10 protein-coding genes are annotated in these 21,583 nt (G+C 70.4%); 4 read left to right on the forward strand and 6 right to left on the reverse strand.

The window, feature by feature from the left end; all coding sequences use genetic code 11:
• Positions 1-53: 53 nt before the first annotated feature.
• On the reverse strand, positions 54-2,963 hold the full coding sequence (locus CLT72_RS11515) for an AfsR/SARP family transcriptional regulator (protein ID WP_158242021.1): 2,910 nt from the start codon (positions 2,961-2,963) through the stop codon (positions 54-56).
• Between the two features lie 91 nt (positions 2,964-3,054).
• On the opposite strand from CLT72_RS11515, the gene CLT72_RS11520 reads away from it, so the two are divergent.
• The 4 genes from CLT72_RS11520 to CLT72_RS11535 all read left to right on the forward strand — a co-directional run bounded on the left by CLT72_RS11520 (position 3,055) and on the right by CLT72_RS11535 (position 7,125).
• On the forward strand, positions 3,055-3,780 hold the full coding sequence (locus CLT72_RS11520; protein WP_158242022.1) for a hypothetical protein: 726 nt from the start codon (positions 3,055-3,057) through the stop codon (positions 3,778-3,780).
• Positions 3,781-3,800: 20 nt separating this feature from the next.
• A complete protein-coding gene (locus CLT72_RS31910; protein WP_158242023.1) occupies positions 3,801-4,439 on the forward strand; it encodes a hypothetical protein in 639 nt (212 codons plus the stop codon).
• Positions 4,440-4,534: 95 nt separating this feature from the next.
• Positions 4,535-6,370, forward strand: a complete 1,836-nt coding sequence (locus CLT72_RS31915) for a C39 family peptidase (RefSeq protein ID WP_158242024.1) — start codon at positions 4,535-4,537, stop codon at positions 6,368-6,370.
• The gene (locus tag CLT72_RS11535; protein ID WP_101411482.1) at positions 6,358-7,125 is read left to right on the forward strand and encodes an SH3 domain-containing protein; all 768 of its coding nucleotides are present in this window, start codon (positions 6,358-6,360) and stop codon (positions 7,123-7,125) included. The genes CLT72_RS31915 and CLT72_RS11535 overlap by 13 nt, the downstream gene beginning before the upstream one ends.
• Positions 7,126-7,199: 74 nt before the next feature.
• Here CLT72_RS11535 and CLT72_RS11540 read toward each other — a convergent pair whose 3' ends face one another.
• The 5 genes from CLT72_RS11540 to CLT72_RS11560 form a co-directional block, all read right to left on the reverse strand.
• On the reverse strand, positions 7,200-9,092 hold the full coding sequence (locus tag CLT72_RS11540) for an AfsR/SARP family transcriptional regulator (protein ID WP_101411483.1): 1,893 nt from the start codon (positions 9,090-9,092) through the stop codon (positions 7,200-7,202).
• A 681-nt stretch (positions 9,093-9,773) separates the two neighbouring features.
• Positions 9,774-10,631 carry a hypothetical protein gene (locus tag CLT72_RS11545; protein WP_144082241.1) on the reverse strand — a complete coding sequence of 286 codons (858 nt, stop codon included), beginning with the start codon at positions 10,629-10,631 and terminating at the stop codon, positions 9,774-9,776.
• A gap of 212 nt (positions 10,632-10,843) precedes the next feature.
• A complete protein-coding gene (locus CLT72_RS11550) occupies positions 10,844-19,510 on the reverse strand; it encodes a golvesin C-terminal-like domain-containing protein (protein WP_144082242.1) in 8,667 nt (2,888 codons plus the stop codon).
• 661 nt (positions 19,511-20,171) lie between these two features.
• Positions 20,172-20,879: an HAD family hydrolase gene (locus CLT72_RS11555; RefSeq protein ID WP_101411489.1), complete on the reverse strand. Its 708-nt coding sequence runs from the start codon at positions 20,877-20,879 to the stop codon at positions 20,172-20,174.
• 55 nt (positions 20,880-20,934) lie between these two features.
• Positions 20,935-21,555: a TetR/AcrR family transcriptional regulator gene (locus tag CLT72_RS11560; RefSeq protein ID WP_101411491.1), complete on the reverse strand. Its 621-nt coding sequence runs from the start codon at positions 21,553-21,555 to the stop codon at positions 20,935-20,937.
• Between the last annotated feature and the right edge of the window lie 28 nt (positions 21,556-21,583).

Below are 21,583 nucleotides of genomic sequence, written 5' to 3' on the forward strand. Positions count from 1 at the left end.
AACGTCCCGCCCTGCCGACCGCGATGCGCGACCGTAGCCGCCCGCGACGGTGATCAGCCGGCACCCGCCGGCCGGCGTCCGCCGTGCACCTCCGAGCGCGCGCTCCGCGCCCGCAGCTCGGCACGGACCTCGTCGGCCTCGGCGCTGCCCACCTCGGTGAACAGGGCCAGCGCCAGCCGGAGCTGTTGGATCCCGCCAGCGGGGTCACCGCGCCGGAACAGCATCCGGCCGAGCCGGCGCAGCGCCACCGCCTCGCCGTGGCGGAAGTCGGCCCGCCGCATCGCCTCCACGGCCAGTTCCGCGTACCGGACGGCCGGACCGATCTGTCCGTCGCCGAGGCACGCCTCGGCCAGGGTGCCCATCAGGCTGCCCCGGTTGCGCTCGTTGACCGGTACGCCGGCGACCGCCAGGCCACGCCGCAGGTAGTGCAGCGCCGAGCGGTAGCGACCGAGCAGGCACTGCACCTCGCCGAGGTTGCCCAGCGCGTTGGCCTCGATCTCCGGGGCGGCGCTGCGGCGGGCGAGGCGTGCCGCCGCCCGGCAGTGGCGGATCGACTCCTCGTAGCGGCCGGCCAGGCGGTACGCCATGCCGATGTTGCCCTTGGTGGCGGCGCAGGAGCGCAGGTCGCCGAGCCGCTGACGCAGCCGCAGGCTGCGCGTGAAGCACTCGGCCGACTCCTCGTACTCGCCGGCCATGCCGTGCAGGACGCCGAGTTGGTTGAGCGCGCGGGCCTGGCCCTCGTCGTCGCCCACGGCACGGCTGATCTCCAGGCCGCGGCGCAGCAGGCGCGTCGCCTCCTCGGTGCGGTGCAGGTGGAAGTAGGCCACCGCCAGGTCGTGCAGCAGACCCGCCTGCGCCACCCGGTCGTCCAGCCGCTCCGCCGCGGCGATCCCCGCCTGGTCCACGGTGATCCAGTCGCCCACGTGACCGCGCATCTCGAAGAACAGGAAGAGGCTGTCGGCCAGATCGACGCCGGCACGCGCGGTGACCGCCGAGCCGACGGACTGGACGACGGCCGCCACCAGGTTCGGTCGTTCGGCGATCAGCCACTCCAGCGCCGCGTCGGCGTCCACGAAGTGTGCCGGGCCGCTGATCGGCGCGGCCCGGGTGCCCGGACGCAGCAACGCCACCGCGTGGCGGGTCCGCTCCAGGTAGTACGTGAGCATCCGGTTCAGGGCGGCCGTCCGCTGCGCTCCCGTCTCGTCTTCGGCCCGCTCACGGGCGAAGAGCCGGATCAGGTCGTGCAGGGCGTACCGGTTCGCCACGGGCTCGTCGAGCAGTCGCGCGTCGACCAGCTCGTCGAGCGCGTCCAGCGCCGACGACACGTCGACGTCGAGCAGCGCCGCGGCCACCGCGCAGGTGACGTCCGGGCCGTCGACGGCGCCGATGAGCCCGAACAGCCGCGGCGCCAGCGGATGTGTCAGGTGCTGGTAGCTGACCAGGAAGCTGCTGCGCACCGCGACGTCGCCCAGGCGCAGCTCGTGCAGCACGCGATGCTCGTCGCGCAGGCGGTCGTCGAGCGTCGCCAGGGTCCAGTTCGCTCTGGCCGCCAGGCGTGCGCCGGCGATCCGGATCGCCAGGGGCAGTCCGCCCAGCCGGCGGACCAACCGGGCGGCGGTGTCGGCCTCGGCGTCGATCCGGGTGGCGCCGACGAGCCGGCGGAGCAGTTCGACGGCGTCGGCGTCGTCGAGCACGTCGAGTTCCAGGTGGGTGGCGCCGTCGACGTCGCTGAGGCTACGACGGGACGTCACCAGGACCGCGCACCCGGCGCCGGCCGGGATCAGGGGCCGCACCTGCCCGGCGTCGTACGCGTTGTCGAGCACCAGCAGCAGGCGCCGGTCGGCCAGCAGCGACCGCAGCGTGGCCGACGCCTCGGCCACGTCGACGGGGATCGCCGTCTCGGCGACACCGAGCGCCCGCAGGAGGCGGCCCAGCGCGTCCAGGGGCGACACCGGGAACACGCCGGCCGTGGCACCGCGCAGGTCCACGTAGAGCTGCCCGTCAGGGAAGGAGTCGGCCACCTGGTGGGCCGCCCGCACCGCCAGCGCCGACTTGCCGACCCCCGCCGGGCCGCTCACCACGCACAGCGGCATGCCGGATCCGGGCCCGGTGCTCAGCGCGTCCCGCAGTGCCGCGAGGGCCCGCTCCCGCCCGACGAGCGTCGGCACGGTGTGCGGCAGCTGCCGGGTCGCCGTAGCCGCCGGTGCGGGCGCGCGGGTGTCGGTCGGCGCCGGCTTCGCCGCCAGTTCGCCGAGCCGGTGCAGCACCGGGCCCGGTTCCAGTTCGAGCTCGTCGGCCAGGGCCCGACGACAACGCCGGTAGGCGTCGACGGCCTCACCGCGGCGCCCGAGGTGGTGCAGCGTCATCACCTGCTGCTCGGCGAAGCGCTCGTGCAACGGGTACCGCGCGACGAGCTCGTCGAGCACCGCCAGCATCTCGTGGTGCCGGCCCAGGTCCAGCCCGACGTCGACGTACTCCTCGTACGCCGTCAGCCGCTGCCGGTGCAGCCATGCGACGTTGACTCCGAAGCTGCCCAGGCATGCCACGTCGGCCAGTGGGTCACCACGCCACAGGTCCAGCGCGCATCGGTAGAGCGTGGCGGCCTTCTCGCTCAGGCCGGACGCCGCCGCCGCGCGGGCGGACTCCAGGAGGGCGTCGAACCGGGACACGTCCAGCTCGGCCGGGTCGACCGTCATCCGGTAGCCGGGCGGGTCCGACGCCAGCCGGTCACCCACGAGCTGCCGCAGGCGCCACACGTGGAGCTGGACGTTCTTGCGCGCGGTGCGGGGCGGCTCGTCGCCCCAGAGCAGGTCGACGATGTCGTCGACCGCGGTGGCCCGGTTGGCGTGCAGCAGCAGCGCGGCGAGCACCGCCCGCTGCCGGGGCGGACCGGCGGGGACCGGCTGATCGTCCGCGCAGATCTGCACCGGACCGAGCAGCCCGAAGGTCAGCCGACCACCCATACCCCCGAAGCATAGCGGTCCATCTATACCAGAAATAGAACGGCGACTGGGAAGCTGCGCCGCACCTCCCACCGGGAAAGGAGATCCTCCCGTGTCTGATCGCAACGTCGGAGAGCGACTGCCTGTCTGGGTGCCGGCGATGTGGGCCGCCGTGCTCGTCGCCGCGCTGCTGGTGCCGGCCGGCCCCGCCCACGCCTCACACCCCAACCCCTCCTCCACCCGCCACCTGCACAACATGCACTACGCCACGGCCGGATCGTCGGCGGGCGCCAACGACGAGCAGTTCTGCGTCGAGTCCACCGACACGTCCAAGGTCAGCCACAGCGCGGCACGCGCCTTCGTCAAGCAGACACTGACCGAGATGGGGTCCGGGAAGGTCTGGGACGGCCTGGGCAACTGGCGCATCGACCTGTGGGCCACGAGCAGCAACTGCACCTCGTACCCGGCCTCGACCCGCAACACCATCGAGATCGAGGTCCACTACGGCTGGGACTGGAGCGCACGCTGCGGCGCCCCCGTGGGCTACTACAACTGCGTCGAGCACGACAACCCCGTGTGGGACGCCGCCCAGGGCCACTACGACAGCCAGTGGGCGTACGTCTTCCTGGTCTTCAGCTCCGGCGGGCGCCTCGACAACGTGGGACGGGGCTTCATCAACCACGAGTTCGGGCACGTCTTCGGGCTGGCCGACGACAACGGCACCTGCAACCCGCCCAGCCTCATGCACAGCACCGTCGTCGGCTACGGCTGCGGCAACTGGACCAACTGGTACCCGAGCCCGTCCGACTTCCAGTCCGTCCTGAACGTCATGGCCTGACGTTCCCGCGAGGAGTCACGATGGCACGACACGCCCTCAGGAACCGCCTGTTGACCACGCTGACGGCCTGCCTGGCGTCGGCCGTCGCGGCCGGAGCCGTCGCGGTGTCCGTCCTCGACCGCGACCACGGGCACGACCACGACGACCACGCCCACGTCGACACCACCAACGGGCTGCTCGTCACCAACCGCTCGTCGCTGCGGATGTGCGTCGAGGCCGGCGGCGGCACCGACGGGCAGGCCATCCACACCGACCTGCTCGCGGGACTCGATCAGGCACGTCAGGACCCGAACTGGACCGGCGCCTACGGCAGGGCGCGCTTCGACCCGGCGACGGCGCTGACGTCCGGCTGCCCGGCCCCGAACCTGCCTGGCCGGGTCGAACGCACCACGGTGGCCGGACCGGGCCTCACCGACGATCCGAGCCCGTACCGCGTCTGGGTCTACGTCCTCGACGATCCCACCGCCGACCGGATCCTCGGCGTCGGCCGGCCGGCCGACGTGGCGACCGCCGAACTGATGCGCGAGGCGAACAGCATGTGGCCCGTCTCCACGGCCCTGCTGGTCCGGCGCAGCCACCTGGCGGACGCGGCCGCGGTGGCGCCGACGCTGCGCGCCGCGCTGGGTCTCGTCCGGGCGCACCAGGAACCCGCCCCGTGAACACCCTCCGGCCGGCGCCGCCGGCCGGAGGCCGGCGTCCCATCCCGCCCGATCCCGCCCTCGCGGCCGATCGGAACGACTCGAAGGAGGGGCACGTGCAACCATTGCCCTCCCCCGGCCACCCACCACACCGGCGCACCCGGCACCGGGCATCCCGACCGGCACTGCTCGCCGGGCTCTGCGCCGCCGCGCTCTCGACCACCCTCACCGCAGCGGTACCGGCCACCGCCGACCCCACCACGACGGCCCCGGGAGCCGGCCCGGCCACCGCCGGCATCCACACCGTGCGGTCCGCCGCCGGCTACCACGTCCGGGTCGACGGCGTCACCCGCGCCACCGTCGCGGTCAGCGACCCCGGCCATTCGGTACGGACCACGCTGAGCCCCACCGGGCGACACGCGGCACTGATCGGGGACTTCAACGGCCGGTACGGCGCCGAACTGCTCTCCCTCGACGTCGACAGCGGACGGCTGACCAGGATCGCCGCCGGACGGATCACCTCCGCCGTCTACACCGACGACGGCCGGCTCGGCTACGTACTGGCCGGCGACAGCTCCGGGCAGCTGCGGCTGCGCCAACCCGACGGCGCCGGACCCGACCGGCCGCTCGCCAGCGTCGACGGGGCGGACGTACAGCTGGTCGGCTGGGGGGAGGGCGACGCCGCGGCGCTGCTCACCCACCGCGCCGCCGGCGAACCGTCGGGTCCGTCACTGAGCCGGGTCGACCTGGCCACCGGCGCCACCCGGACCGTGCTGGCCGGCGACGCCGCGAAGAGCGTCGTCTACCGCGACATCCGGGTGACCCGGATCGACGGGGCGCAGCGGGTCAGCGCGATCGTCGCGGACCACATCTACCCGTGCGCCGGCACCTCGTCGAGCCTGCTGCTCGCCGACGAACACGGCGCGACGGTCGTGCGTACGGGCGCCACCCGCGACTCCTACCGCGAGGCGGCCTGGAGTCCGGACGGCGACCGGGTCGCCTACACCATCCAGGCGTGCGTCTCCCCCGCCGAGAAGACGGCCAGCCGCTCCCGGGCGTTGCAACGCCTCGACGAACTCAACGGCACCTACGTACGGGACCTCGCAGCGACCACCGCCCGGCGGATCGTCGAGGGCGTGACCCCCCACTACCGTCTCGACGGGTTCGCCGGCTCGCAGCTGCGCCTGGCCTCCGAGCGGTACGGCATCCAGACGGTGGACGTGGCGCGGCCGGTGACCGCGGCACAGCTCGACGCGACCGCCGCCGCCCCGGCCTCCGCCGTCACCACCGGCGCCAAGGGGGCGACCCCGACGACGCCGGCGGGCGGGCGCGACGGCGCCGGGGACATCGGCGTCCAGTCCAAGATCGTCGGCTCGACCTTCATCCACCAGTTGTGGGACACCGCCGACACCTTCAACGGCAACTCGGCCTGCGGGCCGACCAGCGCGGTGATGGACCTCGCCGGCTACCAGCTCGCCAACCAGAACGGCTACTACGTCAGCACGCCGTCGCGGCACTGGTCGCCGTACGGCCGATACATCACCCACAGCTACACCGCCTACGGCACCACCTACGACGCGGTGGCGCCGGACCCGAACTGGAACTACTTCGCCGGGGCGTACGGCTGGCTGGTGGAGACGCCGTCCCAGGGCACCATCCACCGCTGGATGGGCGACTACCTCGACCGACACGTGAGCTATCCCGTCGCCGAGACCGGCACCGTCACCTGGTCGTGGATCAAGTCGAAGATCGACGCCAACCTGATGGTCGTGGTCAGCGGCAACTTCGCCTACGGCCAGTACGGACACATCGGGCTGATCACCGGTTACCTCGACGACGGCCGCGTCTACGTCAACGACCCGTACGGCGCCGGCACCGACGGCAGCTGGGACGGCAAGAACACCGTCTACACACTCGACTACATCCGGGGGTGGTACGCATGGGCCGCATGACCCGTGGGCTGATCGCACTGGTGGCCGTACTCGGCATCGGGTACGCCGGCGGCCCGGCCGCCGCCGCCGTGCCTGCCAGGACCGACGTGAAGGTCCCGGCGGCCCAGGCCGCGTCGGACGCGGACGAGGTGGGCATCCAGGCCACCGCCCGTTCCGTACGCTGCGCCGGAGCCGCCCGGGCCGCCGGCTGGACCGGCGAGAACCTGGTCATCTCGGTCGCCGTGGCGCTGGCCGAGTCGCAGTGCGTCGCGGGCGCGCAGGGCTACAACGGCCCGACGTCCGGCTGCCCCAACGGTTCCCTGGACCGGGGCGCCTGGCAGATCAACAACTGCTACCACTCCTGGGTCACCGACGCCTGCGCCTACGAGGTCTACTGCAACGCCCGCGCCGCCCACGACATCTGGGGCTGGTCGGGCTGGAGCGCGTGGGCCACCTACACCAACGGCTCCTACCGCAACTACCTCACCGAGGCCCGCGACGGCGTGAACAACTCCGGCGGCGGGGTCTACGGCACGGTCAACACCGGCGGAGACCCGCTGAACGTCCGCTCCGGCCCGGGCACCTCGTACGCCCTGGTCGGCACGGTGGCCCACGGCACGACCGTACGGATCATCTGCCAGACCCGGGGCACCCGCGTCTGGAGCGACGTCTACCAGTACTGGACCGACATCTGGGACAAGATCGGCGACGGGCGGTTCGTCTCCGACGGCTTCGTCCACACGGGCTCGTCGGGCACGGTCGCCCCGAGCTGCTGACGCCGGAAGCACGATCCCGCGCCCGGGTGAACAGCCCGGGCGCGGACCCGGGCGCAGCGGCGGGTCGTCACCGGTCAGGCGACCAGCGGGCCCACCCGCCGGCCCGTCGACGCGCCAGCCGCCGACCTGGGCTCGGCGGCCAGCTCGGCCGCGTACTCCCGCACCAGCGCCGGCAGCCGGTGACGCCCTGGCTCGTTCGAGTGGGGCTGGAGCAGGTGCGCGTCGGCCAGGTCGTCCAGCGCGCGGTCCAGCCGGGCGGCGGAGATCCCGAGCTGCCGGGCGACCCGCTCGGGCTGGCGCAGCGCGTCGGGTGCCGCGCCGAGCAGGGCGAGGATCCGCCCGGCCATCTCGTCGTCGGTGCGGACGGCGGCGACGGCGGTGGTCAGGCTGCCCCGCACCGACAGGTCCTCGTAGTCCAGCAGGTCCAGCCGCTCCCGCCCGTCGGCGAGCTGACCGACCAGGGCGCCCACCGACATGCCCGGTCGGGCCGCCAGGCGCGTGCCGGCGACGCGCAGCGCGAGCACCGAACCAGCGCAGAGACGCACCAGCTCGCCGGTGGCGGCCGGGTCGACGCGCAGCCGCTCCGGGCCGGCGAGCGTCCCCAGCAGCTCGCGCGCGGCGGCGGCGGCGAGCGGGCGTAGCGTCACCCGTCGTACGCCGTCCAGGCTGCCCAACCGGCGCTGCGCGACCACGACGAGGCCCGGACCGGGCCCGGCCGGCAGCAGCGGGCGGACCTGGGCGGCGCGGGTGACCCCGTCCACCACCAGCAGCAGCCGTCGCCCGGCCACCAGCGACCGGTACCAGCCGGCCCGCTCGTCGGTGCTCACCGGCACCTCCGCGGGGTGGACGCCGATCGCGCGCAGCACCCGGGCCAGCACCTCACCGGGGGCCGCCGGGGTCCGGGTGTTGAGGTCGACGTAGACCTGCCCGTCGGGGAAGTCGGCGGCGACGGCGTGCGCGGCGCGTACCGCCAATGCGGTCTTGCCGCTGCCGAACCCGCCGGTCACGACCACGGTGGCGGGGGTCGGGGCACGCAGAGCGGTGGTGATCTCGTCGGTCTGCCGTCCCCGGCCGACGAAGGTGGCCACGCCCGCCGGCAGCTCACGGGGCACCACCCAGCCGGTACCCCCGACGAACCTGGACGGGGGCGGCGCCACCCCGGCGGCGTCGGGCAGCGGGGCGACCGGCACGGTCGTCGTCGTGACCGGTGCGGTCGGCGGGGTGTACGCCAACTCGGGTGCCCGGTCGAGCATCGCGCGGTGCAGGGCGGCCAGCTCCTCGCCCGGCTCGATGCCGAGCTGCTCGTCGAGCGTGGTCCGGGCGTCCCGGTAGACGGTGAGCGCCGCCGGGACGTCCCCGCAGCGGTAGAGGGCCAGCATGAGCTGTGTCCAGGCCCGCTCGCGCAGTGGGTGGGCGGCGAGGTGCCCGCGCAGCTCGGGCAGGAGGTGCCCGTGCTCGCCGGCGGCCAGCCTTGCCTCGGCCAGTTCCTCGAAGACCTGGAGGCGCTGCTCGTCGAGGCTGGCCCACCGGTTGTCCAGCGCGGTGCCCCTGGGCAGGCCGTCGCCCGACACCCCGCGCCACTGCGCCAGCGCGGCGGTGAGGGTGCCGACGGCGCTGGCCGGATCGGCCGTGGCGAGCAGGGCCCGCCCCTCGCCCGCCAGCCGGTGGAACTGGGTCACGTCCAGCTCGTCCGGCGAGAGCCGCAGCTCGTACGCGTTGGGGCGGGCGACCAGCCGGTCGCCCAGCTCCCGCCGCAGCCCGGCGGCGTGGGAACGCAGGTTCGCCACCGCGGAGGCGGGTGGCACGTCGGGCCAGACCATGTCGGCCAACCGTGACAACGAGACCGGGCGGTTCGCCTCCAGTGCCAGGCCTGCGAGGACCGCGCGACGTTTCGCCGCGCCGGGCGTGACGAGCTGGCCGTCGACGCACAGCTCGACACAGCCCAAAAGCCGAATCTGTAGTTTCATGGTGCCGCTCCCCCGTTGAACCTTGAGCGCGCTCAGGCTAAGTGGGGGGTTCCGCACGGAACAAGACATGCGGACAACGGCAGATGGTGATTACCATCAATGTCAGTCGGCGGCGTGTCTCCGTAACGAGATCTGTCAGGGAAACGCTCCCGTCGATCCTTGACGCGGCGTGACGGGCCTCCTGTCGACCCGGGCCGGCCAGGCGCCCAAAATACCCGACGCCGTGAGGTGAAACACCGCCGAGGGGCCGCCGACAGTCCACACCGCAGCGGGCGGCACGCCAGGCAGCCGAATGGACCGCTGGCGCCCACCGGCCCGGCTTGGTCACCGGCAGTCGTTCGAGGAACAGCCGCCCGTGGGACGGAGGCGCCCCGGCCCGGCCAGCCTGTCGCGACGGGAACCGTCCGGCGACGAAACGAAGAGGGTGGGCCCGCCGCAGCGGCGAGCCCACCCTCCCGGTCACAAGGGTCCGGCCATCCGGCCTGACCCACGAGCTCCGGCACCGACCGGTCGATGCTGACCGTGAGCGGACCGTCCTGCTCGGATCCCGGAACACCCACAGCCCGGTCGACCGTTCGGCAGAAGGCGAGCCGGTCGCATCGCGACGAAGCCGGGGTATCCAACTGTCGCCCGTTCCCCCATGAGCACTCCCTGCCGACGCCCGCCCGGAGAGGACGGCAATCACCTCGTTTCAACCATGCCAGCGTTGGGCAGGACGACGGCAAGCGCACTCCGCACGAGTTCAGCCTGCTGCGCACGATAGTTGTCGAGATCCTCTGTGGCTCTCAGCCAGAACCCCCCGTTCTCCAACGCCGCCACCTCGGCGAATGCTCCCGAAGCGCGCAGGCCCGCAACTCCCCCCAACCGCACTCCGACCTCTTCTGGGAGAATGGTGATCCAGCCGTAGCCGCGCAACCTACTCCTGGAGATTGGAACCGTATCGCGCGACCTCAGGTGCAGCTGCGCTTCCAAGGGGCTGCTGAAGACGGTATCGAGGAACGAAATTCCGCCATACGACGGGTTCACCTTCTCTGCCATTTCACGCAGAAAGGAGAGCGCCTCACCCCACCGTTTGCCACTACGCCGCAACTGCGGTTTGGTCACCATCGACAAATTGAGCCAGGCACGATCTCCGTCTACCCGCTCACAGGAGACGACAGTGGACGGAAAGCTCGGTACCCCTTGAGGACCAAGCTGCTGCGCCTCGAACGAGGCGAAGGAGGGCAACCTGATCAGCGCGTCGAGAAAACCTTGCCAAGATTCAGGCGAATACTCCTGCCGCAACTCTGCGCGCCCCTCGAAAGGGGTAATGAACATCGCGGCGCCTGTCCACCCCTCCAGGGAGTGACCATGATCCGCGCCTGATCTCGAATTCCCGACAAGGCTGGCCGCCAGGATACGAAGGCCAGCTTCGAACCATTCGCGCAGGAGACTGCGCGCCAAACCTCCGTCGGATTCGACTTCAACCGTAAGTTGCATAACCGTCGGCACATACGGTTGAGGACCAGTCGGCCATTGCCCGACGAACCGCCTGTCCATCACGCCCCTTCCGTCAGATGACACCAACTGCACGAGCATTTGACTGAGCCGTCATCATTCTTCGATCGCCACGGAGCCGAGCGCCGACGACATCGGGACCTCCATTGCCGGAACGACGAACGCCACTGGACTGCCGTAGGGCGGCCCGGCACGGGCCGCCCTACGGGAGAATCACCTAGATCGACAGCGCCTGCCCTTTCGCGTTCACTCGCCTACCTGACCAGATCGTAGTCACCGCGACGACCAGGCTCTACACCCCGGCCCGCGCCGCCTCTCGCGCCGGCACCCGCGGCACCGACGCCGACGCCCGGGCAGAGGAAGTAGCAGACTGCCGCAGCCCCGACGCCGACGAGACCCGCGACTATCCACCCACTGACCGGGTCGTCCTGCACCGGCTGGTCTATCTCCAGGATTCGACGATGGTTGTTCGAATGGTAGTTCTTGGTAGCCGCCAGATCATGGGCCTCGTTTGCCTTCTGTCGGCGAGGGTCGTTGAGAGGAACCGGCAGCCCGTTGTCTTCCACCGTATAGCGCTCGACGCCATTCTCCTTCGGGTTGCGGGTAGGGTCGGAATAGACGGTCACGATCTCGTTCGGGGCGTTCGGCACAACGCCGACGTTGGGCGACGGGAATGCCGGGCCAGCCTTGACCACCTGATTCTTGTTCAATGGGTCGTTGGCGGCGTCGGCCATCCCGCTTTCAAGGCTCTGCACCGCAGCCGCATTGGACTGACCAGCCGCCTTGAATTCCCATACCCAGGTTTCCTTCACTTTGTGCCCTGACGCGATGCTGGCGCAATTCCAACATACCAGGTCCGGACCCGAATTCGACCGCTGGTTAGCAGTGATGGCGGCACCTGGGTACATCGCTTCGAGGTCCAGCACTCGAAGGGCGATCGCTGTGTCGTGCGCATGTGAGTCGCCACCGATTTGGGCGCCGTCCTCCGCACCCAAAGGCCGATGGCCGTCGTACTCGACCATTGTCACCGGGTTTCCTCCGCCAAATGCATAGCGGTTTCCAGTGAACGGGTCGGTGCCGAGCTGCATGTCGTCGAGGGCGCCGTTGTAGCTGTCCCGCGACAAGAACCGGTTGAGGCCGGGATTGTAGTCCCGGAAGCCCATGTCGTACGACTCGGAGTTCTGGTCCCAGCGCTTCGAGTTGAAGCGGTAGGCGCTGTACGGCTCCTTCGCCGGATCCGCGGCGTCGGGCTTGTCGATGCCGGTGAACTGCGCGTCGTCGTTCTTGCCGTAGGCCGTGTAGCCGTAGGTGGCCTTCGTGTCTCCGGTCTCGTCGGTCAGTTGCTCGACGTCGGTGTGCCGGTTGTAACCGTAGTAGGCGTCCTCTTCGCTGCCGTCGTCCTTGTGGGTGATCTGCGAGAGTCGCTGGCCCCACGGCGAGTACTGGTACGACTTGGTGACCTCGCCGGCCACCGACTCGTTCAGGACCTCGCCCGAGAGACCGAGGTAGTTGAACGTCGTGGTCTTCTCCTTGGCGCCGCCCAGGTCCGTCGTCTTGGTCGTCGTCCGGTCCAGCGGGTCGAACGTGTACTTCGTCCGCGAGGTCCCCGTGCTCGTCGTCTTGCGGTTCTCGATGACGTGGTCGAAGCCGTCGTAGACGTTCCGCTCGATGACAGTCCCGGCCGCCGTGACCGTGTCGAGACGGCCGAAGGGGTCGTAGTTGTAAGCGGCGGTCGCACCGCCGGTCGAGGCGGTGAGCAGCCGGTTGCGGTCGTAGTTGAAGGTGGTCGTGGCGTTCTTGATCGTCTGGTTGATGACGTTGTTGTTGGCGTCGTGCACGTATATCTCGGTGTCGGCGCCGTGACCGGTCTTGACCAGTTGGGACAGGCGGTCGCGCGGGTCGTAGGTGTAGGCGCTGGTGGTGTCGAGGTACGCCGCGTTGTTGTCGGCGTTCATCTTCCTCGCGGCGTCCCGCGTGCGGTTGCCGTTCAGGTCGTAGGTGTAGGTGTGCTCCGACACCAACGTTCCGTTCGGCTTCTTCTCGACCTGGGACTTCAGCGCCCCGTCGAGATAGTAGGTGTGATCGACGGTGTTGCCGTTGCCCTTCGTCTCCGTCAGCTTCTCGCCACGGTCGGTGTAGCTGAAGGTGGTGGTCTTCTTGTCCGGGTCCGTGGCGGACTTGCCGTTGATCACCGTCGACACGAGGTCTCGCGGGTCGTAGGTGTAGCTGGCGTACTGGCTGTCGTGGGTGGTGGTCTCCGGTGCGCCGTTCTCGTTGTAGGTGTAGGTGGTGGTGTTCCTGACCGTCCCCGTCTTCTTCTCGACGACCGTCTGCACCTGGTTCAGACCCGTGTAGGCGACCGAGTAGGTGTCGACCCGGGCATTGGGCGACGCGTCGGTGATGGTCTGGAGGTTGCCGTTCGGGTCGTACCGGTAGGTGTAGTCGACCCTCTCGTCGTCGGTCTCACCGGTGTTGTTCCGCACCAGCTTCACCGCGTCGGCGACGACTGTGCCGCCGGCCTGGTCGGACAGCGACACCCTGTGGCTGTTGCCCTCGGTGAAGCTGTACGAGCCGAGGCTCACCCAGGCGCCGGCGTTGGCGGTCTGGTTGACCGTCCTCACCGTGTTGCCGCCACCGTGGTTGACCGTGAACTTCGCGTCGGTGGCGGCACCGGACACGCTCGGGTAGCGGACGAACGCCTCGTACGTGCCGGCCTGGGGCACGTTGAGCTGCCACGTGAACGTGTTCGTGCCCGTTCCCGCCGGGCGGGTGACGTAGTTGTGGCCATACTTGTTCGTCGCCGAGGTGGCCGCGGTCCAGGTGCCGGTGGCGGCAGTGTTGTTGAAGTCGGAGTTGTCGATCAGCACGACCTGCCTGCCGACCGGCACGCCGTCGTCCGTGCGTGACTTCAGCTTGCCGTCGGGGAAGTAGGACCAGGTCATGGTGCGGTTCGACGATCCGCCCGCCGACGTCACCGTCCGCGCGGTCTGGGCACCCAGTTTGTCGTAGTCGTAGGACGTGACGATGTCCCACGGGTCGCTGCTGGTCTTCGTCAGGCCGTTGTCGAAGTAGCTGTACGTCGTGTCGTTGCGGACCGACTCACCCGCCGACGGTGGCGCGCTGACCTTCGCCAGCCGGCCCACGAAGTCGTACTCGTAGGTGGTGACGTCCGCCGTCTTGTAGCGGGCGTCGTCCTTGTCGTACGCCGTGCGGGTCTCCTTCGCCCGGTTCAGCTCGTCGTAGACGGTGACCGTGGCGAAGTCGTCCGGGTCGTCCGTGGTGGCGACGCCGCGCGGGCTGACCACCCTGGTCCGGTTTCCGACCTCGTCGTACTCGTACTTCGCGGTGCGGTAGGTGATGGTGCCGGCGTCGTTCTTGTGCGGCACCTTGACCTGGCTCGGCATGCCCCGCGGGTCGAGGGTGACCTCGGTGGTGTTGCCGAGTTGGTCGGTGGTGGCCTTGACCAGGCCGTCCCGGTCGTACGTGCTGGTGGTGAACTTGCCCAGCGCGTCCGTGGTCCTGGTCAGCCGGTGGGACCAGTCGTACTCGTAGAGGATGGTGTAGTCATCGGTCGCGGCCGAGGCGTTCTTGACCGGGTCGATCACCTTGCGGACGTTCCCGACATTGTCGTACTCGTAGGTGATCCGGTGGCCCTCGGCGTTGGTGGCGGTGGTGAGCTGGTAGATCGCGTCGTAGGTGTTGGTGGTGACGAAGTCGCCCTCCTCCGGCGACAGATTGCCCTTCGGCTCGGTGGTGGTCTCCAGATTGCCGACCTTGTCGTAGGTGAACGAGGTCTTCCGCTCCGGGTCACCCGTGGCGTCGACCGGGTCCAGCCTGTAGGACAGCTGGTCGGCCTTGTCGTAGACCGCCTTGCTGACGGCGCCGTTCGGGGCGTACGACTCGTAGACGTTGTCGTTCTCGTCGTACTTCGGAGCCGAGGTGACGACGAAGTCGCCGGCGGCCTGGTCCTTCGGGACCCGGTTCTCCAGCGGACGCCCGAACGTGTCGTACGTCTGCGTGGTGTCCTTGCTGTAGGCGTCGGTGACCTTCAGGACGTTGCCGCGCACGTCGTAGACGAACGTCGTCGACTTGTTCTTCGCGTCGACGATGGTCCGTGGGGAGCCGCTCGGGTCGAAGTTGCTGTTGACCGTCACGTTGCCGTTGGCGTCGGTCGCCGTCAGCATCTGGCCCCACGCGTCGTACGTGTAGGAGGTCTTGTAGTCCTCCGGGTCCGTCGTGGTGTTGCCCATCGGGTCGACCACCCAGGCGAGGTCACCGTCGGCCTCGTAGCCGAAGGTGTGCTTGCGACCCTCGGGGCTGGTCTTCCCGGTGAGCTCCGCGACGTAGCCGTTGAGCTGACGCTGATAGGTCAGCACCGTGCCCGGCGTGCCGTTCCTGACCGCCTCGGCGTCCCTGATCTCGGTCGGGTAGCCGGTCTTGGCGTCGTACGCCCAGGTGGAGACGGCCTGGTTGGCCTTCTCCAGTCGGATCACGTTGTGGTCGTCGTCCCAGCCGAGCTTCGTGGTCTGGTTCTTGGCGTTGGTCGTCTCCTTCGGCCGCCCGTAGCCGTCCATCAGGTAGACGGTCGCGTGGTTCTCCGCGTCGGTGACCGTGGTCCGGATGTCGTTGCTGGCGTCCGGGTCGACGTAGCCGAACTGCGTCAGGTGGTCGAGCCGGTCCTCGTAGGACTTGGTCCGCCAATGCCACTTCGGGTCGTCGCCGGCCTGCGGGTAGTGGTAGACCAGCTCGGTGGCGTTGCCGCGCGGGTCGGTGGTCTTGACCAGCTTGACGTTCTTGTTGCCCTGCGTCATGTCGTAGGCGAACTTGAACACCTTCGGCTGGCTGGAGCCGGCGCCGTCGATCAGTTCGCCCAGCAGGCCCTTGTCGGTGTACGCGAAGGTGAGCCTGCGTCCCGAGATGTCGGTGATCTGCGAGACGTGGTCGATGATCTTCGGGTTGGTCAGGTTGGTGCCCGACTGCCGGGTCCAGGTGGTGTCGTCGATGTAGTCGAACGCCTGGCCCTTGGCGTAGTAGTCGACGGTCAGCGTCTGCCGGCCGGTCGCGTCCGTCAGGTACCGCAGGAACTTGGTCGGCTTGTTGTTGGACCTGCGCTCCTCGTAGACGAAGCGCAGCTCGTTGCCGTTGTTGTCGACCGTGCTGGTGATGAAGCCCTCGCAGTCGTAGAAGAACTGCGTCCGGTCGGGCTTGGTGAGCAGCCACGCCTTCGGCTCCTGCGTGTTGGGCTTGCACTGCACGCTGCTGTGCTTCTGCAGGTAGAGGTGCACACCCTTGGGGCTCTTCCACTCGTTCGCCGCCGCGTCCCAGGTGAACCGGTGGCTGGTGCCGTCGCCGTCGGTCAGGGTGACCTTCGTCGGGTTCGGGTTGGGATGGAAGTCCAGCGGGGTGCCGAGGCGCATCATCGACGATGCCTGCAACGACCAGCCGTAGCCGGCGACGGTGTCACTGGTGTCGAGGGAGTTGTACGCCAGCCGGACGAAGGTCGACAGGCCGCGTGACGGGTTGCTGAACGCGTTGTACGACCAGACGGTGTTGCCCGCGTACAGGTTGTTCATCAGGGTGCCGCCGGCGCCGGTGTTCTTCCCCGCGTACGAGTAGAACTTCTCCAGGCCGAGCTGGTCGGAGGTCGGCTCCTCCACCGCGATGTTCTGCGGCAACGCCTTGATCGCCGTGGTCTCGGAGAGCTTCTTGCCGGTGACCTTGTTGCGTAGCTCCCAGTCGAGCACGTAGTCGGTGCGCTTGCTCCCCTCCGTAGACGGCGGTGGGGTCTTGACCTGCGCGTCGACGTCGACCGTGCCGGCGATCGGCACGGCGGCCGGCAGCGGCGTCGGCACGTGGATGGCGGGGTCGGCCACCGGCAGGCCGTCGGCCCGCTTCCACTGGTAGGTCAGCTCCCACTCGGTGGCGGCGAACGCCGCGCCGGTCGGGTTCGACACGGTGACCGGGACGGTGTACGTCGAGGCCGGCGCGAGCTGGTGCGGGGTGCTCGGCGCGTGGTAGGTCGACTCGGCGCTCTGCTCGAGGTAGGTGACCTCCAGCGTCGGGCGCAGCAGCGGCTCGGGCGCCTCCGACGACAGCATCATGGCCCGGGCGGTCTGGGTGGCCTCGTTACGCATCCGCAGCAGGAAGCCGTTGTTGCTGCCCGGCGTGGCGACCCAGCCCTTCACCGGGTCGGTGACCGTCCAGGTGGCCCACTCCGGGTCGTTGGTGAACCCGTTGAACCCGGCCTTCCAGGTGGTGTCGTAGGTGCCGCCGGGGGTGGTCCAGGCGGTGGTGGCGTTCGCCTTGTCCCAGGTGGCGGTCGTCTCGTCGAAGCCCTGGGTCAGTCGGTGGACGTCGACGTACTCGGTCTGGTTGTCGCCGGGGAAGAGCGAGGTGTTCCACATCCGCAGCTGCGCGTCCACGACCCGCGCCGTCGACGGAATGCCGGCCAGGGTCGGGAACTTCACCAGGTTGCGGGTGGTGCCGTAGTAGGTGGAGTTGTTCCCCACCCCCAGGTACGGGTCCCCGACGTAGCTGTCGACGTTCTCGGTGCGCCGGGTCAGCGACAGGTTCGTGTCGACCACCCCGTTGACGCCGTTGGTGTCCCCGGCCGCCGCCGCGTCCCGGTAGATCCGGGTGATCTGCCCGGCCTTGGGCAGCATGACGGCCTGGCTCGGCCCGGCCAGGACCTGCCCGTCGTGGGTCTTCACGGCGACCATGTAGTAGTAGAACTTGCGGGCCATCGGGTCGGTGTTGTCCGCCGCCGTCGGCACCGCCGTGGTGTCCTGATAGGTGAGCGTGCTCGTGCCGACCGGGGCGATCAGCGTCGCCGACGACGGCCGGAAGTCCTGGTAGATGCTGCGGTGCACCTGGTACTCCACCGCGTCGTCGCCGGTGTTCGACGACGGGTCCTGGTACTGCGGCCAGGTCAGCACGGCGCCGGTGGCGGTGACCGTGGTCGGCGGGTGCACCGCCACGCCCGGCCGGCCGTACGTGACGATCAGCCTGGGCAGGTTCTGGTCACGCCGGTCGTTCTGGTACGCGTACTCCGACGCCTCGTAGATGGGCCCGCCGCGGCCCCTGGTCTCCTCGTCCACCGCCTTGACCACGAAACCGTGGTTCGGCGTGCCGTTGAGCCACTGCTGCACCACGTCGCGCACGGCGAACGAGTTCCACACGCTGGAGACGTTCTTGGCCTTGTTCGCCACACCCCAGCGGGTGAACCGCACCGCGTCGGCGATCACCGCCTTGCCCGCCACGTCCCGCAGCACCACCCGGCCGGCCGTGCCGGCGTTGAAGCGGTACGTGCCGAGGGTCGCCCAGGCGCCCTTGCTGTCCGGAGTGGTCTGGTTGACCGACGGCGTCGCCGACCCTTCGGCGTGGTGCACGGTGTACGGGGTGGGGTTGGCCCGGTCGGACGCGCCCACGTAGTGCACCTCGACCTTGTAGTCGCCGGTCTCGGTGATCGTCGGCGTCCAGGTGTGGGTGTCCCCAGCGGTGGCGTCGTTGTTGAACCGGTAGTCGGTCTTCACCGCGTGCTTGGTCATGTCCGGGTTGCCGGACCACGCCCACGAACCGGTGACCGAGGTGCCTGCGTCACCGTCGTCGAGCTGCACGAGGTTCCCGGCCGGCTGCGCGGCGATGTTCTGGTACGTGTTGTTCCACGTCGCCGACTCGTCCGTCCACGGCTGCGTCACCCGACGCGCCTCCATCAGCACGTCGTGGTCGTACGAGGTGTGGGTCTGGTCGTAGTACAACTCGAGCCTGGCGTCGTCGATCGCCGTCCCGGACGGCACCGCGGCCAACGGGAACCGCACCAGCGACCGCCAGACCCCGGTGTCGGTGCCGACCCGCAACGGCCAGTTCGTGGGATCCGTCTGGTGGGCGTGGTTCGGGTTGCCCGAGTAGACCTGCACGTCCTGGGAGTCGGTCGGCACCGGCTGGATCCGGATGGTCGGGTCGATCACCACCGGGTAGACCCGCTTCGGGTCGGCCAGCCAGGCGGCGTCCGCGGTCACCGTCACCGTCGTGACGGCCCCCGACCCGGCCACGGTCTGGGTGACCTTGTCGCTCCACACCTTGCCGTGCGGCGACGCCTCGTCGTTGCGGTCGTCGTACATGAACGGGGCCGGCATCACGAAGACCGGAGCGCCACCGGCCAGGCCGACGAACGCGATCGACCCGTCGGCACGCTGCTGCGCGGTGAGCCCGGTGGCGTCCAGGGTGAACGTGTACGACGCCGGGCCGCTCGGCGCCCGGTGCAGGACGATCTTCTCCTTCAGGGCCGTCGGGGTCACGTCGTAGACGACGTCCGCGCCACCGGCCACACCGGGGTAGGTGACAGACGAGCCGGAGACCCGGGGCGTGACTGCCTTCGCCGCACCGGCCAAACCCAGCTCGACGCTGCGACCCTCCTGTTCGAACCGCACCAGCTCGTCCGAGCGGTCGCCGAAGAGGCTGGTGAAGCTGTTCGTCGTGTTGCCCTGGACGTATCCCTTGTCGCTCGTCGGGCGCACCCTGGTGTCGATCGGGTGGTACCGGCCCCTGCCGTCCTTGTAGTGCAACGGCACGGCGGAGATCTCCGCCTGGGTGCGTCCGTCGGACAGCTGGTACACGCGGCTGTTCTTCGTGCGCTTGCCGGGGAGTTCCCTGACCCGCTTCTGCGGGGGCCAGACCTTCGCCGGCGGTGCCTTCTCCCGCACCGCCAGGCCGGCGCCGACCACCTCCGGCCTCGCCGGGCGCGAGCCGCCGTCGACCAGCCCCTTCGCCGCGTCGCCGAGTCGGGACAGCAGGCCGTCGTCCTGCGCTGCGGTCGCGGCCTTCTCCGGCTCCCGCTGGGACAGGACCTGCGTCCCGCCCACGGTGGCGGCCAACGCCATCACCAGGCCCGCTATCAGCGGCCCCCGTAGTTTCCTCTTCACCCGTCACCCTCCGCCAAGGAGTCAGCACGACGGGTAGAAGCTAGGAGGCGTCCGCATATCGACAGCTATCGTCCGGCTACCGCCCGGACCGGCTGGTTCAGGACCGCTGGCACCGCGGATCGACGGCGCTGCGGCGGCGTCGTCGGTGGCGCGTCGCCGGGGCGTCGGAGGCTGGTGTCGCCGCGACAGCGGGCTGAGGATTCTCCGCCGGCGCCCGGCGCGAAGCTCGGTGGCAGCAGCATTCCGCCGCCACTGCGCGGCGAGTCGATGGCCGACCGCCGAGGGTGTCAGGACCGGGGCCGCAACTCCCCGGTCCTGCCCCCAGCCGTCCGGCGTGGTGGCGGGCGCGCCGGATGAGCGCGTGGGCGTGGCACGCCGCCCACGCCGGGCTCAACGCGACGAGCCAGCCGCCTGCACTCAGCTCCATGGTGCCCACCTACCGGACTTCGGCACGCTCCCGACTCACCCCGAGGAGCCGTGAGCGCCGGATCAGGCTAGGCGTGCCGCGGCGGGCCGGACAAGGACGAGTCGGGCCCCCCGGGGGTGATTGATGTCAAGGCGAAAAAGCGGCATGTCGACGTAACACGGCCCTACCGGCCAGCGCTGTTTCCCGTCGAGGCCGCCACTGCGTCCGGTGCTGCGCACGCCCCCGGAGGTCGGTTCAGAAGTGGCGCAGCAGTTCGGGGAACGCGGACAGCCGCAGCACCCCCGGGTCGGCCGGATCCAGCTCGTCGTGCTCCAGCACCCAGGTGTTGTCGTTGGGGATGAACACGGCGTTGAGGCCGGCGGCGCGGGCGGGCCGGATGTCGGACTTCGGGGAGTTGCCGATCATCCAGGTGACGGCGGGGTCGACGCCGTGCTCCCGGACCAGCCACCGGTAGGTGTCGACGTCCTTCTCCGGCACGATGTGCGCGGCCCGGAAGTGGTGCAGCAGGCCGCAGGCGTCGAGTTTGCGCTGCTGCTCCTCGCGTTCGCCCTTCGTCAGCAGCAGCAGCCGGTGCCGGGCGGCCAGGGCGTCCAGCGCCTCGGCCACGCCGGGCATCAACTCCACCTGGTGCGCCACCAGGGCCGCCGTCAGCTCGTCGAGCTGGCGGCGCTCCGCCCCGGTGGCGGGACGCTGCCGCAGCCGCTCCAGGCACTCCCCGAGGCTGCGCAGGAACACCTTGCTGCCGTAGCCGTGCGCGACCGCGTTGGCCCGCTCGATGTCGTCCAGGATGGCCCGGATCTCGGCCCGGTCGAGGGTCGGGTGGTCCAGCCACTCCAGGAAGTCGTCGATCACCCGCTCGAACAGGATGTTGTTCTCCCAGAGCGTGTCGTCGGCGTCGAAGACGAGCACCTGCCCGTCGCGGCGGCGCGTGGCGTTCCCCATGACTCTCCTCCCCCGTGCTGGCCGGGGCCACGGTACTGCGGGCCCGTCGGCCCGGTCAGCCAGGTTTTCGCGGGGTCGGCTCGTCCCTGGCGGACGCCGGGGCCTCCGGGCCGGCGAGCAGCCCCGACATGATCATGTCCTCCCGCTGCTCCTGCTTGTCGGGGCGCAGCCGCCCGCCCCGGGTGAGCATGACCGTGCCGTGCAGCAGCGCCCAGCCGAGTTCGGCGAGCGTGTCGGGATCCCGGCCGGCGGCCAGGGGGGCCACGCCGGCGCGCAGCTCGGCGAAGGCGGCGCCGGGCGCGCCCGGGCCCGGGTCGCGGCCCAGGGTCAGGTCCGAGGTGTGGGCGAGCATGGCGTCGTAGACCTCGGGATTGGCGTACGCGAAGTCCAGGTAGGCCGCCACCACCGCCGGCCAGTCGCCGTGGCCGGTGGGGGCGGCGCGGGCGGCGGCGAGCGCGGCGGCCAGGTCGGCGAAGCCGCGCACCGCCACGGCGGACATGAGCGCGGCCGGGTCCGGGAAGCGGCGGTAGAGGGCCTCGATGTCGACGCCGGTCCGCTCGGCCAGCCGGCGGTGGGTGGCCGCCGCCCACCCCTCGGCCTTGGCCAGCTCCCGGGCGGCGAGGACGACGCGCGCGGACACGGCCGGTTCGGCGTCTGCTCCGTCTGCTGACGACACCCCGCCGATGCTAGTGAGCGTCACCGGC

The sequence above is a fragment of the Micromonospora sp. CNZ309 genome (genome assembly GCF_002846525.1).

Bases quoted from the DNA above. Each gene is read 5' to 3' on its own strand.
- CLT72_RS31910 (WP_158242023.1), top strand. From the start codon at position 3,801: ATGGCACGACACGCCCTCAGGAACCGCCTGTTGACCACGCTGACGGCC.
- CLT72_RS11540 (WP_101411483.1), bottom strand. From the start codon at position 9,092: ATGAAACTACAGATTCGGCTTTTGGGCTGTGTCGAGCTGTGCGTCGAC.
- CLT72_RS11545 (WP_144082241.1), bottom strand. From the start codon at position 10,631: ATGGACAGGCGGTTCGTCGGGCAATGGCCGACTGGTCCTCAACCGTAT.
- CLT72_RS11515 (WP_158242021.1), bottom strand. From the start codon at position 2,963: ATGGGTGGTCGGCTGACCTTCGGGCTGCTCGGTCCGGTGCAGATCTGC.
- CLT72_RS11535 (WP_101411482.1), top strand. From the start codon at position 6,358: ATGGGCCGCATGACCCGTGGGCTGATCGCACTGGTGGCCGTACTCGGC.
- CLT72_RS11555 (WP_101411489.1), bottom strand. From the start codon at position 20,879: ATGGGGAACGCCACGCGCCGCCGCGACGGGCAGGTGCTCGTCTTCGAC.